The organism is Streptomyces sp. cmx-4-9 (assembly GCF_046548835.1).
Lineage (GTDB): Bacteria > Actinomycetota > Actinomycetes > Streptomycetales > Streptomycetaceae > Streptomyces.
In genome coordinates this window covers 297,582-312,807 of sequence record NZ_JAEBEE010000003.1, presented here as the reverse complement: position 1 = coordinate 312,807, position 15,226 = coordinate 297,582, and the positions used below count along the sequence as shown (strand labels likewise).

Sequence of the window (15,226 nt, the reverse complement as noted above, 5' to 3'; positions counted from 1 at the left end):
GGCGGCGCCTGCGGTGCGCGGCGGAGCATCGAGGGGACGGGGGCGGCCCCGCCCACGCCGGGTACGGGGGTCCCGGCGGTCAGGCGGGGTCGCGGCCCGCCGGGGTCCGGTCGGCGGGGCGGCGGGTCGTCGCGGCGAAGGCGCACCAGCCGAGGGCGGCCAGCAGGACGCCGGCCGCGCCCGCGGCCAGTGCGGCCGGGCCGGGCCGGAAGCCGAGGGCGAGCCTGGTCGCCAGGAACACGAGGACGAAGCCGACCCGGCCGGGGGCGTAGACCGGGATCCGCGCCGCGGCGCCGCGCAGCAGGGCCGCGGCGGCCAGTCCCGCCCCGCCGCAGACGCCCAGCAGGGCCCAGGGGGAGCCGGGGGCGGCGCGGGGGATGCCGTACTCGGGCGGTCCCAGGCGGAAGGCCGCGGCGGCCCAGCCGAGTCCGAGCCCGCAGGCGGTGACGGCCACCACCCGGAGCGCGTGCTTCCACAGGGGGCCCGGCCTGCGGGTTTCCTCGTGCCCACCGGGGTCGTCGAAGCCGAAGAGATCCATCACGCAGGGGAGGACGCGGGGCGGGGCCCGGGGGTTGGTCCGCCGCGGGAATGTCCGCGGGAATGTCCTCGGGAATGTCCGCGGGGATCGGCCGGTTGAGCGCAGGTGTGGCAGAAAGTTCGACTTTCAACTAAAGTCGATGCCAGAAGGAGGTCCTGACCATGCCCGCAGTGACTGTTGAGAACCCGTTGACGCTCCCCCGCGTGGCCGAGCCGCAGTCGGCCGTCCCGCGCAAGGTGCTGGCCGTCACCACCGCGCCCGGTGGGTTCGAGGGCGAGGGATTCCCGGTGCGCCGCGCGTTCGCGGGGATCAACTACCAGTACCTCGACCCGTTCATCATGATGGACCAGATGGGCGAGGTGGAGTACGCGCCGGGCGAGCCCAAGGGCACCCCCTGGCACCCGCACCGCGGCTTCGAGACCGTCACCTACCTGATCGACGGAACCTTCGTCCACCAGGACAGCAACGGCGGCGGCGGGGTCATCAACGGCGGCGACACCCAGTGGATGACCGCCGGCGCGGGCCTGCTGCACATCGAGGCCCCGCCGGAGTCCCTCGTCCTCTCCGGCGGCCTCTTCCACGGACTCCAGCTGTGGGTGAACCTCCCGGCCTCCGACAAGATGATGCCCCCGCGCTACCAGGACATCGGCGGCGGCCAGGTCCAGCTCCTGTCCACTCCGGACGGCGGCGGCCTGCTCCGCGTGATCGCCGGCGAGCTGGACGGCCACGAGGGCCCCGGCATCACCCACACCCCGATCACCATGGTCCACGCGACCGTCACGCCGGGGGCGCAGATCACCCTGCCGTGGCGGCAGGACTTCAACGCCCTGCTCTACGTGATGGCCGGGCGCGGGACGGTCGGCGAGGAGCGCAGGCCCGTCCACACCGGGCAGACCGTCGTCTTCGGCGAGGGCGGCTCGCTCACCGTGCGGGCGGACGCCGCACAGGACGCGCACACCCCGGACCTGGAGGTCGTCCTCCTCGGGGGGCGCCCGATCCGCGAACCGATGGCGCACTACGGGCCGTTCGTGATGAACAGCAAGCACGAGCTCCAGCAGGCCTTCGACGACTTCCAGGCGGGCCGGCTGGGCACCATCCCCACCACCGAGCGCACGCGCTAGCACGCAGACGCCGCCGGCCCACGCCGGCCGAAGGGCCCGGTCGCCGCACTGGCGTACCGGGCCCGCGGCCGTGGTGCGCCCGCGGCTGTGGTGCGCCCGCGGCTGTGATGCGCCCGCGGCCGTACCGGGCCCGCGGCCGTGGTGCGCCCGCGGCTGTACCGGGCCCGCGGCCGTGGTGCGCCCGCCGCTGTGGTGCGGGCGGCCGCCCCGTGCCCGGGACCTCAGCCCAGCGGGTCGGGATCCGGTTTGGACTGCTCCTCCAGCTCGAACCAGATGGACTTTCCCTCGCCGCGCGGGTCCACGCCCCAGGTGTCGGCCAGCATCTCCATCAGCAGGACCCCGCGGCCGCTGGAGGCCATCTCCCCGGGCCGGCGCTTGTGCGGCAGCTCGTCGCTCCCGTCGGCGACCTCGACGCGCAGCCGCCGCTCGCCCAGCTCGCCCACGGCCTCCGCCACCAGCAGCGCGTCGCCGTCCGTGTGCATCAGCACGTTCGTGACCATCTCGGACACCATGAGCACCGCCGAGTCCACCTGTTCGGCGTCCGCCCAGTCGTGCAGCAGCTCGCGGATCTGCCGGCGGGCGCCCGCGATCCGCTCCGGCTCCGCCTGCGCCACGGTCAGCATCGTGCGGCGCGCGGGACGCGCGTCCGGCCGGGCCGTGCCGCAGCCGCAGTCCTCGCTCTCCCGCCACAGCAGGACCACGGCTATGTCGTCCTCGCGCCGGTCGGCGAGCGGCCCCGTGGTGTGGTGCGAGGACGGCCCGTGCACCGCCTGGACCAGCAGGTCGGCCAGCTGCTCCAGGTGTCCGGCCGCCGGGCGCGCGGCCTCCGCGTGCCCCGGCAGGCCGTGCGCGGGGTCCGCCGCCCCGGAGCCGGGCGTCTGCGCCTCCAGGATGGCGCGCAGCCGGGCCCAGCCCGTGTCGAGGTCGTGGCCGCCGGTCTCGATGAGCCCGTCGGTGCACAGCATCATCGTCTCGCCGGGCTCCAGGGTGAACCGGGTCGTGGGGTAGTCGGTGTCCGGGACGATGCCCAGCGGTAGGCCGCCCGAGGTGGGCCGCATCAGGACCGTGCCGTCGGCCATCCGGACGGCGGGGTCGGGGTGGCCGGCGCGGGCCAGCTCCAGGACCCCGGTCTGCGGGTCGCACTCCACGTACAGGCAGGTGGCGAAGCGCGGGCTGTGGAAGTCCGCGTCCGCGCCGGCGCCCGCCCCCGCCCCGCCGGGCGCGTCGCCCTCCTGGGAGGAGCACAGCCCGACGAGGAACCGGGAGGCGCGGGAGAGCACCGCATCGGGCCGGTGGCCCTCCGAGGCGTAGGCGCGCACCGCGATCCGCAGCTGCCCCATCAGTCCGGCCGCCCGTACGTCGTGCCCCTGCACGTCCCCGATGACCAGGGCGAAGCGGCCGGAGGGCAACGGGATCACGTCGTACCAGTCGCCGCCGACCTGGAGGCCGCCGCCGGTCGGGACGTACCGGGCCGCGAGGACCATGCCCGGGATCTCCGGGCCGAGCTGCGGCATCATCGAGCGCTGCAGGCCGGTGGTGAGCTCCCGCTCCGACTCGGCCACCCCGGCCCGCTGCAGCGCCTGCGCCAGCATCCGGGCCACCGTCGTCAGGACGGACCGCTCATCGGGCGAGAAGGACACCGGGTGCTTGAAGGCGGCCATCCAGGCGCCCATGGTCCGCCCGGCCACGATCAGCGGCAGGAAGGCCCAGGACACCCGGCCGAAGCGCTGGGCGAGCGGCCAGGTCGCCGGGAAGCGCCGCTTGTAGTCCTCGGGGGACGGCAGGTAGATCGCCCGGCCAGTCCGGACGACCTCCGCGGCCGGGTAGTCCGTGTCCGTGCGCATCTCCGCGAAGGGGCCCTCGTCGCCCGGGCCGTGCCCGTGGTGCCCGATCACCGACAGCCGCTCGCCGTCCACGCCGAAGACGGCCAGCCCGTCGGGGTTGAAGCCGGGCATCGACAGCGAGGCCGCGACCCGCAGCACCTCGGCCGTGGAGCGGGCCTCCGCCAGGGCCCGTCCCGCGTCCAGCAGGAACGCCTCGCGGGAGCGGCGCCAGTCGCCGGTGATCGGGGTGTGCACGGCCGTGGTCCCCGGCTGGGGCTCGGCGATCTCCTGGATGGTGCCGATCAGCTCGTAGTCGACGCGGCCGTCGGGGGACCGGTTCTCCACCGGCTTGGAGCGGCTGCGCACGGTCCGCAGCACCCGCCCGTCCTCGTCCATGATCCGCAGCCGGGCCTCGGCGAGGGTGTCCTCGGCCACGGCGAGGTTGACGATGCCGTTGATCTCGTTCCAGTCCACCGGGTGGAAGCGGGAGCGCACGGCGACCTCCGGCAGCACCACCGGCTGCGCGGGCAGCCCGAGCAGCCGGGCGGCCTCGCCGTCGAGGGTGACCGTCCCGGAGGCGTTGTCCCACCGCCACAGACCGGTGGCGATGGCGGCCAGGACGTCCTCGGTGCGCACCTGGTCATCTTTACAGGTGATGCCCCCGGTGTGCCTGTCCGAGGCCGCGCAGGGCCCCTTCCCCCCGGGCGGTCCGGAGGTGCCCGACCGGTCCGCCGCCCGGACGGTAACCTTGGGACGGTTGAATCCACCCTGGTATCCCGTAGAACTGGATGACTGATGCATCGGTACAGGTCCCACACGTGCGGCGAGCTCCGTGCCTCCGACGTCGCCTCCGACGTCCGGCTGAGCGGCTGGCTGCACAACCGTCGAGACCTGGGCGGCATCCTCTTCATCGATCTGCGTGACCACTACGGCATCACGCAGCTCGTGGCCCGCCCCGGCACCGCCGCGAACGAGGCGCTGAGCAGCGTCACCAAGGAGACCGTCGTCCGCATCGACGGCAAGGTCGTCTCGCGCGGCGCGGACAACGTCAACCCCGAGCTGCCCACCGGTGAGGTCGAGGTCGAGGTCTCCTCGGTCGAGGTGCTCGGCGCGGCCGCCCCGCTCCCCTTCACCATCAACACCGACGACGGGGTGAACGAGGAGCGGCGCCTGGAGTACCGCTTCCTCGACCTGCGCCGCGAGCGCATGCACCGCAACATCATGCTGCGGTCCGCCGTCATCGCCTCCATCCGCTCCAAGATGGTGGCCCTCGGCTTCAACGAGATGGCGACCCCGATCCTCACCGCGACCTCCCCCGAGGGCGCCCGTGACTTCGTCGTCCCCTCCCGCCTGAACCCGGGCAAGTTCTATGCGCTGCCGCAGGCGCCCCAGCAGTTCAAGCAGCTGCTGATGATCTCCGGCTTCGACCGCTACTTCCAGATCGCGCCGTGCTTCCGCGACGAGGACGCCCGCGCCGACCGCTCGCCGGGCGAGTTCTACCAGCTCGACGTGGAGATGTCCTTCGTCGAGCAGGAGGACGTCTTCCAGCCGATCGAGCGCCTGATGACCGAGATCTTCACGGAGTTCGGCAACGGCCGCGAGGTCACCTCGCCCTTCCCGCGGATCCCGTTCCGCGAGTCGATGCTCAAGTACGGCAACGACAAGCCCGACCTGCGGGCCAAGCTGGAACTCGTCGACATCACCGACGTGTTCGAGGGCTCGGAGTTCAAGGCGTTCGCCGGCAAGCACGTGCGCGCGCTGGCCGTCCCGGACACCGCCGCGCAGCCGCGCAAGTTCTTCGACGGCCTCGGCGAGTACGCGATCTCGCTGGGCGCCAAGGGCCTGGCCTGGGTCCGCGTCGGCGAGGACGGCGCGCTGACCGGCCCGATCGCCAAGTTCCTCACCGAGGAGAACGTCAAGGTCCTCACCGAGCGTCTCGGCCTGGTCCCCGGCCACGCAGTGTTCTTCGGCGCGGGCGAGTTCGACGAGGTCTCCAAGATCATGTCCGGCGTCCGCGTCGAGGCCGCCAAGCGCGCCGGCCAGTTCGAGGAGAACGTCTTCCGCTTCTGCTGGATCGTCGACTTCCCGATGTACGAGAAGGACGAGGAGACCGGCAGGATCGACTTCTCCCACAACCCGTTCTCCATGCCGCAGGGCGGCATGAAGGACCTGGAGGAGAAGGACCCGCTCGACATCCTGGCGTGGCAGTACGACATCGTCTGCAACGGCATCGAGCTGTCCTCCGGCGCCATCCGCAACCACGAGCCCGAGGTCATGCTCAAGGCCTTCGAGATCGCGGGCTACGAGGCCGAGACCGTCGAGCGCGAGTTCGCGGGCATGCTCCGGGCGTTCCGCCTGGGCGCCCCGCCGCACGGCGGCATCGCCCCCGGCGTCGACCGCATCGTGATGCTCCTGGCCGACGAGCCGAACATCCGCGAGACGATCGCCTTCCCGCTCAACGGCAACGCGCAGGACCTGATGATGGGCGCGCCGACGGTGCTGGAGGAGTCCCGTCTGCGCGAGCTGAACATCGCGCTGCGCAAGCCGGTGGAGACGAAGGCCGCGGAGGCCAAGCCGGTCGCCGAGGCCGTCCACCCGGACGCCGCGCGCTGACCCGTGCGTGACGAACGGCCCGGGATCCACTGGATCCCGGGCCGTTCGTGCAGGGTGCCGCTTCCGGCTAGAACCGCTCCAGAATCCCCTTGAGCAGGGCGGTGGAGGTCAGTTCGGCGGGTGCGGGGCCCGCGGCGAAGAAGCCGGTGTTCGACGAGTCCAGCTTGCGCACGAAGTCGAAGGCCTTCGAGTCGCCCTCGCCGAAGCCGATGAACTGCCAGTGCAGATCGGGGGCGGTGGCCACCGCTTCGGCCAGGGCGGCCTTGGCGGGCTGGCGGTTGTCGGGGGCGCCGTCGATCTGGAAGACGACCAGGGCCGGGCCCTCACCGCCGTCCTTCCGGTAGCGCTCCAGGACGGCCTGCACGGCCACGTGGTAGCTGGTGCGGCCCATGCGGCCGAGCTCGGCGTGGCGGGCCTCCACCCAGGCGCCGTCGTGGGCGTCGAGGGTCAGGTCGGCGGCGCCGTCCAGCTCCGTGGAGAAGAACACCGTGTGGACGGTGGCCTCCTCGTCGAGGTGCGCGGCCAGTGCGAGGGCGTGGTCGGCGAGGTGCTGGGCGCTGCCGTCCTTGTAGAACCCGCGCATCGAACCCGAACGGTCCAGGACCAGGTACACCTTGGCCCGCACCCCGGCCCTGCCCTTGCCGCGCAGCACCTGCCCGGCGGCCTTGTACGCCCCGGCCAGCGCGGGCGCGGCCCGCCGTACGGCAGCCGCCCCCACAGCGGGCCCGACGACCAGGGCCCCGGCCTCGGGAGCGGCGACGACGGCGACGGGCTCGGCCACGGCGGCGGTCACCGGCCCGGCCTCGGCGACGACGGGCTCGGCCTCGGCCACGACGGGCTCGGGCTCGGGCTCGGCGACGACGGCGACGGGCTCGGGCTCGGCGACGGGCTCGGGCTCGGCCACGACGGCGACCGGCTCGGGCTCGGCGACGACGGCGACGGGCTCGGGCTCGGCGACGGGCTCGGGCTCGGCCACGACGGCGACGGGCTCGGCCTCGGCTTCGGCAGCGACGGGCTCGGGCTCGGCCACGACGGCGACGGGCTCGGGCTCGGCCACGACGGCGACGGGCTCGACCTCGGCTTCGGCGACGGGCTCGGGCTGGGCTTCGGTCACCGGCTCGGACTCGGCCACGACGGCGACGGGCTCGGGCTCGGCCACGACGGGCTCGGCTTCGGTCACCTGCTCGGGCTCGGCCACGACGGCGACCGGCTCGGCTTCGGCCGGTGCGGGCTTTGCCGCGGCCTCCCCGGCCGCCTCGGCGGCCGCCGGCACGGGTACCGGCTCCGGGGCGGGGACGGGGGCGCCGGGCTTGCCCCCGGGCGACGTCGCCCGGCGGGCCTCGGGGACCGTCGGGTCCTGGGCGGCGGCCGGAGCCGGAGCCGTGAGGACCGTACCGGGCTCCCGGTCGCGCGGGGCGGACTGCGGTGGAACCGTCGGGTTGTCGAAGGACGCCGCCACCAACTCGGCCGCCGCGTCCAGCGGGGTGCGGTCCGCCTGGCTCGGCAGGCCCGCGGTAGGGGCGTCCGAAGTCTCCGGAACGGCTTCCGCAGACCGTCCGAACACCTTGCGCAACAAGCTCCGAATACCCATGGGCCAGGCCTTTCGCATGAGTGCGTGCGTCATTTGTCCGTGCTGCGCGGATGATCCCTGCCCAGAGTGGACACGTAAGGTTATCGGCCGCCTGGCTGGATCTTCGGCAGGGGCACCTTTCGTGGCGTCCGGCTCCCTTCCGCCCCCGTACCAACGCCACACGCCGGCCCGAACTGTCCCACCGACGTGCCGGGTTCACCGACCGTTCATCCCCGCGCCGCCGCTTCGGCGCAACCCGCGCCTACCGTCACGGCTGGATCGTTCCGACAGGTTGTCGGCGCCCACGCAGCTACCCGGAGGACACTCGTGCGCAAGCTCCTGCCGCTCATCGGCAACCCGCATGGGAGCGGCCGTTCCGCTCTCACCTGTCGCTACCGTTGCGGCGACGCCTGCTTCCACGAGGTGCCCAACACGAGTGACAACGAGTACGCGGGTGACGTCATCGCCCGCGCCTACTCCCGCCGTTCGATGCTGCGCTCGGCGGCCGTCGTCACGGTCGCCACCGCCGCGGGCACCGCCGTCACCCTCGGTGCGGGCTCCGGCGGCGGGAGCGCCGAAGCCGCCGAGACCGCCTCGGGCGCCAAGGACGCCGGCCAGGCGGCCCGCGGTCTGCGCTTCACGCCGGTCGCGCCGAACACCGACGACAAGGTCACCGTGCCCGAGGGCCACGAGCAGAACGTCGTCATCCGGTGGGGAGAGCCCATCGTCAAGGGCGCCCCGGGCTTCAACCCCGACCGGCAGACGGCAGCCGCCCAGGCCGGCCAGTTCGGCTACAACAACGACTTCCTGAGCCTGCTCCCGCTCGGCGGCGACTACGAGCGCCGGCAGCTGCTCGTGGCCAACCACGAGTACACGGACGAGAACCTCATGTTCAAGGGGTACGACCCGGCGAACCCGACCCGCGAACAGGTCGAGATCGCCTGGGCCGCGCACGGCCTGTCCGTGGTCGTCGTCCAGGAGGACCACCGCAGCGGCAAACTGACCGCGGTCACCCGCCACCAGCTCAACCGGCGCCTGCACACCGGCAGTGAATTCCGCCTGACCGGCCCGGCCGCGGGCAGCCCCCTCCTGAAGACCTCCGCGGACCCCACCGGTACCAAGGTGCTCGGCACCCTCAACAACTGCGCCGGCGGCACCACCCCGTGGGGCACCACCCTCCACGGCGAGGAGAACTTCAACCAGTACTTCGCCAACGCCGGCCAGGTCACCGACCCGACCGCGGCCGCGCGCCTGAAGCGCTACGGCATGACCACCGGCGCCACCGAGCGCAAGTGGGAGCGGTTCGACAAGCGCTTCGACACGGCGCAGGAGCCCAACGAGTCGCACCGCTTCGGCTGGGTCGTCGAGCTGGACCCGTACGACCCGCACTCCGTGCCGCGCAAGCGCACCGCGCTCGGCCGCTTCAAGCACGAGGCCGCGCAGCCGCGCCTGACCGAGGACGGCCGTCCGGTCGTCTACATGGGCGACGACGAGCGCTTCGACTACTTCTACAAGTTCGTCTCGTCGAAGCAGATGAAGAAGGGCACCTCGCGCGCGGCGAAGGAGCACAACCTCACGCTCCTCGACGAGGGCACGCTGTACGTCGCCAAGCTGACCGGCGACTCCCCGGCCGCCGGCCTCGACGGCAGCGGGAAGCTCCCCGACGACGGGGAGTTCGACGGCAGCGGCGTGTGGATCAAGCTGGCCACCGGCAACGTCTCGCACGTCGAGGGCATGACCGCCGAGGAGGTCTACGTCTTCACGCGGCTGGCCGCCGACAAGGTGGGCGCCACGAAGATGGACCGCCCCGAGGACGTCGAGCCCTCCCCGCGCACCGGCCGCGTCTACGTCGCGCTGACCAACAACACCGACCGCGGCAAGGCCGGCAAGGAAGGCGCCACCGAGGCCAACCCGCGCAACCTGAACAAGCACGGCCAGATCCTGGAGTTCGCCGAGAACTTCGACGACCCGGCCGGCGACGGGTTCGCCTGGCGGCTGTTCCTGGTCGCCGGCGACCCCAACGACCCGGCGACCTACTTCGCGGGCTTCCCGAAGGACAAGGTCAGCCCGATATCCTGCCCGGACAACGTGGCCTTCGACCCGCACGGCAACCTGTGGATCTCCACCGACGGCAACCAGCTGGGCTCCCACGACGGCCTGTTCGGCGTCGCGACCGCCGGTGAGCGCCGCGGCGAGCTGAAGCAGTTCCTGACCGTCCCGCGCGGCGCGGAGACCTGCGGCCCGCTCATCCAGGACAAGCGCGTCCTGGTGTCGGTGCAGCACCCGGGCGAGATCGACGGGGCGTCCGTGGAGAAGCCGCAGTCCGTGTGGCCCGACGGCCCCGGCAAGCTCGTCCGCCCGGCCGTGGTGTCCGTCTGGCGCAAGGACGGCCGCAACATCGGTGTCTGACCCGGCCCCTGCGAGGCCCGCCCCCCTGCGAGGCCCGGCCCCTTGAGGCCCGGCCTTCGCAGGGGGCGGGCCGCGTTCCGTGTGCACCCCGTGTCATGCGGAGGGCGGCCCGCCGCCGTCCCCGCCGTCCCCGCCGTCCCCGCCCCGGTCGGGTGCTGCGGCGGCCGGCGGGGTCTGCGGCAGCAGGCGGCCGACGGGCAGCCGCAGCGTGGTGACCGCGCCCCCGGCGGGCGCGTTGGCGAAGCCCAGGACGATCTCCAGCACCGCGGCCTGTCCGGCCACGATCGTCAGGCCCAGCCCGTGGCCCCGCCCCCGTCCGGGATCGCCGGTGCGGAATCGCTGCGGCCCCTGCTCGATCAGCTCGGGCGGGTAGCCCGGCCCGTGGTCGCGGACCTTGACCACGGGCCCCTCGACCGTCACCTCGACCGGGGGACCGCCGTGCTTGTCGGCGTTGACCAGCAGGTTGGCCATGATCCGGTCCAGGCGACGCCGGTCGGTGAGGACCACCGCATCGCGCACCACGCGTACGGTCGCGGCCACCCGGGTGCCCGCGACGGCCCGCTGCACCGCCCGGCCCAGTTCGACCCGGGCCAGGTCGGCCCGCTCCACGCCCGAGTCCAGCCGGGAGATCTCCAGCAGGTCCTCCGTGAGCCGGCGCAGGGCCTTGAGCCGGTCGTTGATCATCTCCTTGGGGCGGCCCTCCGGCAGCAGGGCCGCCGCGGCCAGGGAACCGGTGAGCGGGGTGCGCAGCTCGTGCGCGACGTCCGCGGTGAAGCGCTTCTCCGCCTCCAGGCGGCCTTGGAGCGAGCCCGCCATCGTGTCGAGGGCCCGCGCCACGTCCCGTACCTCGTCGCGGGACGGCGAGCCCCCGTCCGGACCGTCCGCGTCGGCCGGGAAACCGGCCCGCGCGTCCAGGTCCCCGGCGCTGATCCGGCGGGCCACCGCGGCGGTGGCGGTCAGGCGGCGGCTGATCCGGTTGGCGAGGAAGAGCCCGGCGAGGGCCACCAGTCCCGCGGCGAGGGCGGCAGAGGCGAGGATCGCGGTGTCGATGTCCCGCAGCCGCTCGCGGGTGCCCTCGTACGGGATCCAGACCGCGAGGGCCTTGTCGTCCGCGGGCCCGGCCGCCCACATGACGGGCTTGCCGGCGTGCTCGCCGACCATGCTGCCGGTCAGCCCGCGACCGACCAGCGCACGCAACTGCCCCGGCAGGTCGGGCGGGTCCAGGGCGACGTTCACGTCGCCGTGCGCGGTGCCGTACTCGTAGTGGGCCAGCGCGTGGTCCAGGTCCGCGTCGGCGTCCTTGCGGACCTCGCCGACGACCTGCCGGGCGACCACGTTGTGCACGAGGATCCCCAGCACGGCGGCGACCGCGCAGCAGACCAGGGTGGTGGTCAGCGCGATCTTCCAGCGGAGGCTGCTCAGTGCGCGCACTGCTGCCGGTCCGCGGTGAGGGGGGCGCCGGGCAGGGACCGGCAGTCGTCGAGGGTCAGCTGTTCGAGGTTCATGGTCCCGGTGTCCGGATTCCACACGTAGTCGGCGACGGCCACGTACTCGGGGTTGGAGGAGGGTTCGCGGACCGCCAGGTGCTCGGCGGCGACCTCCACGCCTTCCAGTACGGCGCGGCGGGACAGCACCCGGACGATGCTGCCGTCGTCGCGGGCGGTGTAGACGCGCAGTTCGCTGAGCCGGCCGTCGAGGTCCAGGGCGGTGATCAGCTCCTCCTTGCCGTCGCCCGTCAGATCGTGCAGCACGCGGGGGCGCACCGGGCAGTCGGGGCCGCCGTCCACGGCCTGGGTGCACCGGGCGATCCGCTCCTTCGCCCGGGGGTCGACGAGTTGGCCCGTCCCGCCGTCCTGGGCGCCGGCCGCGGTGATGTCGGCGCGTACGACGTCCAGCGGGTCCACGCCCCGCAGCGTGCCGTCCGGAGAGGTGACCCCGGGCACCACGGCGGCGGTGCCGGGCAGCTGGCCCGGTTCGGGCGGGGCGGGGCGGATGTCCTTCCACAGGGTCTGCGGGGCGCGCACGGTGCCCTGGTCGCCGCCGTTGCCGAGCCCTTCGACGTCGGCGCAGCCGGCCGCCAGTACGCCGGCCAGGGCCGGCACCAGGAGGCGGGCGGGCAGGCGGCGGCCCCGGACCGGTCCGGCCCCCTCGTGCGTTGCGCCCTCTCGGCTCACGCGTCCATGCTGCCCCGGCGGGCGCCCCGCGGCCCGGGCACGGGACCGTCCGGGGGACCCGGGCCGGTGCGGTCAGTCCCCGGGCCGGGCGATGGCCCGGGCCGCCGCGACCTCCTGGCGGACCGGGGCCAGCACGCCGGTCTCGTCCTCGCAGGGCCGCTCAGCCACCGGGGCCACGAGGCCCTGGCCGCGCACCCCGTCAGCCAGGGAGTGCAGCTGCCGCGCGATCACGGCGACCTCCTCCGTGGCGGGCGGCGCCGCCCCGTGGTCGACGCGGACCCGGGCCGCGGTGGTCGCGTCCACGATCCGCTCGACGGCGACCACCAGCGGCCACCACGCGGCGGCCCGCGCCCCGGTCGGCGGCGGCTCCGTCAGGGCCCGCTGGAACTCGCTGCGTACACCCGACAGCTCCCGGTAGATCCGCCGCCTGGCCTGGAGGCGGGCGGTGCGGGCAGCGGCGAGGGCGGCGTCGTCGGCCACCGGGGCGAAGGCGCGTTCCAGGTAGCGGGCGGCGTCGTCCACGGTCTCGGCGAGCCGGTCCCCGACCCGGGTGCGCCAGCTCTCGGGCCACAGCAGGTAGCCGGCGACCAGGGTGATGGCGCAGCCGATCAGGCTGTCCAGCAGCCGGGGCCGGATCAGGTCGAAGCCCTGGTGGTTGAGCTGGTCCGAGAGCATGAGGATCACCGGGGTGATCGCCGCGGTCTGGAAGGCGTACCCCTTGGCGGAGAAGGCGGGGATCAGCGCGCCGAGGACCGCCAGCACGGGTACGTCCCACCAGCCGCGCGGTACCTCGGCGAGCACGGCCGCGGCGAGGACCAGCCCGGCCGCGGTGCCCAGGGCGCGCAGGACCGCCCGGGAGAACACCGAGCCGAAGTCGGGCTTGAGGACGAAGGTGACGGTCAGGGCGACCCAGTAGGAGCGTTCGACCTCGATCAGGGAGACCAGGCACTGTGCCAGCCCGATGCACAGGGCGAGCCGCAGCCCGTACCGCCAGGAGGCTTTGGAGAGCATCATGTCGCGCACCGCGCGGCGGGCCCGGACCCGCAGGGCGGCCGGCCTGCCCAGCCGGTCGTCGACGTTGTTCACGTCCGGTTCGGCGAGGTGGACGACGGTCGCCGCATGGCGCAGGGCCGAGTCGATGGCCCGTTCGGCGGGGGTGTGCGGCGCGGGCAGGTCGAGGGCGGGGGTCCCGGTGCGGCCCTCCTCGACGGCCGCGGCGAGGTCCCGGACGGCCGCCGGGATCGCGGGCGGCAGCGGGCGTCCCCGCAGGTGCGCGGCCGGGGCGGCCTCCACGAGCGGGATCACCACGTTGAGCTGGGCCAGCATCCGCACCAGCGAGGGGCTGCGGCCGTGCACCCGGGCCCGCCGGCCCAGCACCAGGTCATAGGCCTGGTTCAGGGCCTGGGTGACCTGCTGTCGGCGTTCCACGTAGGCGGCGCCGGGGCCGCCCGCGGCCTCCAGGGCGTCGGCCACGGCCAGGTAGGTGGCGGCGACGGCGGTGCGCTCGGGCAGGCGGCCGCGCAGCGGCCAGCCCAGCAGGGTCAGCGCGAGGACGAACAGCCCGCCGGCGCTCATCAGCAGGGGGGCCGTCCACCAGGGCTGCGGCAGCGGCAGTCCGGCGCCGATCACCGCGTTGAGCAGGAGCAGCAGTCCCGAGACGGAGGCGACCGTGCCGATGGAGGAGATCATCCCGGAGACCAGGGCGATCAGGGTGAGGGCGCCGACGGCCAGCCAGCCGTGGCCGAAGACCAGGGTGCCCAGGGCCACCCCCACGGCGCCGAAGAACTGCGGGACGGCAATGTTCAGGATCCGCATCCGGTAGGCGTCGGCGGTGTCGCCGATGACTCCGGAAAGGGCGCCCATGGAGACGAGGGCACCGTACTCGGGCTCGTCCAGGGCGAGTCCGACGGCGAGGGGCACGGCCAGGGCGACGGCGGCGCGCAGGGCGGCCGCCCAGGGGATGGGGGCGGAGGCGGGCCGGAGCCCCGCGCGCAGCCAGGGGGGCGGGGTCAGGGGATGCGGCCGGGTGCGCCCGCCGGCTATCTGTTCGGTGCGTTCGGTGCTCATTCCCGCTTCCGTGCCGCCGTTCGCGATTCGGTTCTTCTGGCCCATTCTGCGTGGTTCTGCCTGCGTGTGGGTCCCTTCTGAGCTTATGGGGTACGGCGGAGCCGCCCGGTCAGCCAGGCGGCCAGGGCCGCGGCGAGGCCGACCGCCAGCACCAGCCAGGCGGTGGTGCGCAGGAAGGCGGTCAGGGCGTCGTACACCGCCCCTGCGGCCGCGCGGTCGATGTCGGCCGGCAGGTCGTCCAGGGTGAGGCGCCGGCACACGGCCACCGCGATCCACAGCAGGACGGCGCCGACGGCCAGTCCCAGTCCGGTGGCCGCCACGGCCCGTCGGCGGCGCACGGCGACGGCGATGGCCGCGGCGGCCAGGACGAGGGTCAGCAGGGGCAGCCAGACGCCGGCGACCTGGAGCATGCGAAATCCCTTCCGGAGGGCGCCGAGACCGTCGTACTCCATGACCTCCACGGACAGGCGGGTCTCCGGGATGCGGTCGGCCAGCGGTACGCCGTCGGCGACGAGGTCGCCCTTGACCTGGGCGACGACGGGCGCGAGGTCGATGGTGACGGCGTCGCCGTGACCGGTGGCGAGCGCTTCGAGGAAGGCGGCGTGGGCGGCGCGGTTGGCCGCGTCCCAGGCGGTGCGGTAGGCGGGGGTGCCGGTGAAGGAGCGGATGGCCTCGCCGAGGAGGGACTCCACTCCGCCCTGGAACGGGCCCGCGTCGATCTGCCCCGCCAGCGCCCGGGTGACCTGGGAAGCCACCACGCCCTGGACGGCCGGGTCCCCGGCGAGCGGGGACATGGCGGCGGTGTAGCGGTCCGCGTCGCCCAGTTCGCGGTCGGCCCAGTACGCGACGGCGCTCGCGGGCACCAGGAGGGCCACGAGCACGATGAGTACCGCCGAGATGATGGTGCGCAC

10 protein-coding genes are annotated in these 15,226 nt (G+C 74.1%); 3 read left to right on the top strand and 7 right to left on the bottom strand.

Features of this window, described 5'->3' with window-relative positions:
• Positions 1-79 precede the first annotated feature (79 nt).
• On the bottom strand, positions 80-538 hold the full coding sequence (locus tag ACLJTM_RS12300) for a hypothetical protein (protein ID WP_411103790.1): 459 nt from the start codon (positions 536-538) through the stop codon (positions 80-82).
• A 161-nt stretch (positions 539-699) separates the two neighbouring features.
• Here ACLJTM_RS12300 and ACLJTM_RS12295 point away from each other — a divergent pair, with 161 nt between their 5' ends.
• On the top strand, positions 700-1,659 hold the full coding sequence (locus ACLJTM_RS12295; protein WP_411103546.1) for a pirin family protein: 960 nt from the start codon (positions 700-702) through the stop codon (positions 1,657-1,659).
• 221 nt (positions 1,660-1,880) lie between these two features.
• Here the strand turns inward: ACLJTM_RS12295 and ACLJTM_RS12290 are convergent, their stop codons facing one another.
• On the bottom strand, positions 1,881-4,118 hold the full coding sequence (locus ACLJTM_RS12290; protein ID WP_411103545.1) for a SpoIIE family protein phosphatase: 2,238 nt from the start codon (positions 4,116-4,118) through the stop codon (positions 1,881-1,883).
• Between the two features lie 159 nt (positions 4,119-4,277).
• Between ACLJTM_RS12290 and aspS the strand changes: the two genes are divergently transcribed.
• Positions 4,278-6,095, top strand: a complete 1,818-nt coding sequence (aspS, locus tag ACLJTM_RS12285; protein WP_411103544.1) for an aspartate--tRNA ligase — start codon at positions 4,278-4,280, stop codon at positions 6,093-6,095.
• Positions 6,096-6,162: 67 nt separating this feature from the next.
• Here aspS and ACLJTM_RS12280 read toward each other — a convergent pair whose 3' ends face one another.
• Positions 6,163-7,686 carry a VWA domain-containing protein gene (locus tag ACLJTM_RS12280; protein WP_411103543.1) on the bottom strand — a complete coding sequence of 508 codons (1,524 nt, stop codon included), beginning with the start codon at positions 7,684-7,686 and terminating at the stop codon, positions 6,163-6,165.
• 306 nt (positions 7,687-7,992) lie between these two features.
• Here ACLJTM_RS12280 and ACLJTM_RS12275 point away from each other — a divergent pair, with 306 nt between their 5' ends.
• Positions 7,993-10,074 (top strand): PhoX family protein, encoded by a 2,082-nt coding sequence (locus tag ACLJTM_RS12275; RefSeq protein ID WP_411103542.1) that lies wholly within the window; start codon positions 7,993-7,995, stop codon positions 10,072-10,074.
• Between the two features lie 93 nt (positions 10,075-10,167).
• Here ACLJTM_RS12275 and ACLJTM_RS12270 read toward each other — a convergent pair whose 3' ends face one another.
• From ACLJTM_RS12270 to ACLJTM_RS12255, 4 genes are all read right to left on the bottom strand, one after another.
• The gene (locus ACLJTM_RS12270) at positions 10,168-11,505 is read right to left on the bottom strand and encodes a sensor histidine kinase (RefSeq protein WP_411103541.1); all 1,338 of its coding nucleotides are present in this window, start codon (positions 11,503-11,505) and stop codon (positions 10,168-10,170) included.
• Entirely contained in the window at positions 11,493-12,248 is a 756-nt protein-coding gene (locus ACLJTM_RS12265; RefSeq protein WP_411103540.1) for a hypothetical protein, read from the bottom strand. Before ACLJTM_RS12265 ends, ACLJTM_RS12270 begins: the two co-directional genes overlap by 13 nt.
• A gap of 72 nt (positions 12,249-12,320) precedes the next feature.
• Positions 12,321-14,315: an FUSC family protein gene (locus ACLJTM_RS12260; RefSeq protein ID WP_411103539.1), complete on the bottom strand. Its 1,995-nt coding sequence runs from the start codon at positions 14,313-14,315 to the stop codon at positions 12,321-12,323.
• Positions 14,316-14,398: 83 nt separating this feature from the next.
• Positions 14,399-15,226, bottom strand: coding sequence for a hypothetical protein (locus ACLJTM_RS12255; RefSeq protein ID WP_411103538.1), 828 nt, complete (start codon positions 15,224-15,226; stop codon positions 14,399-14,401).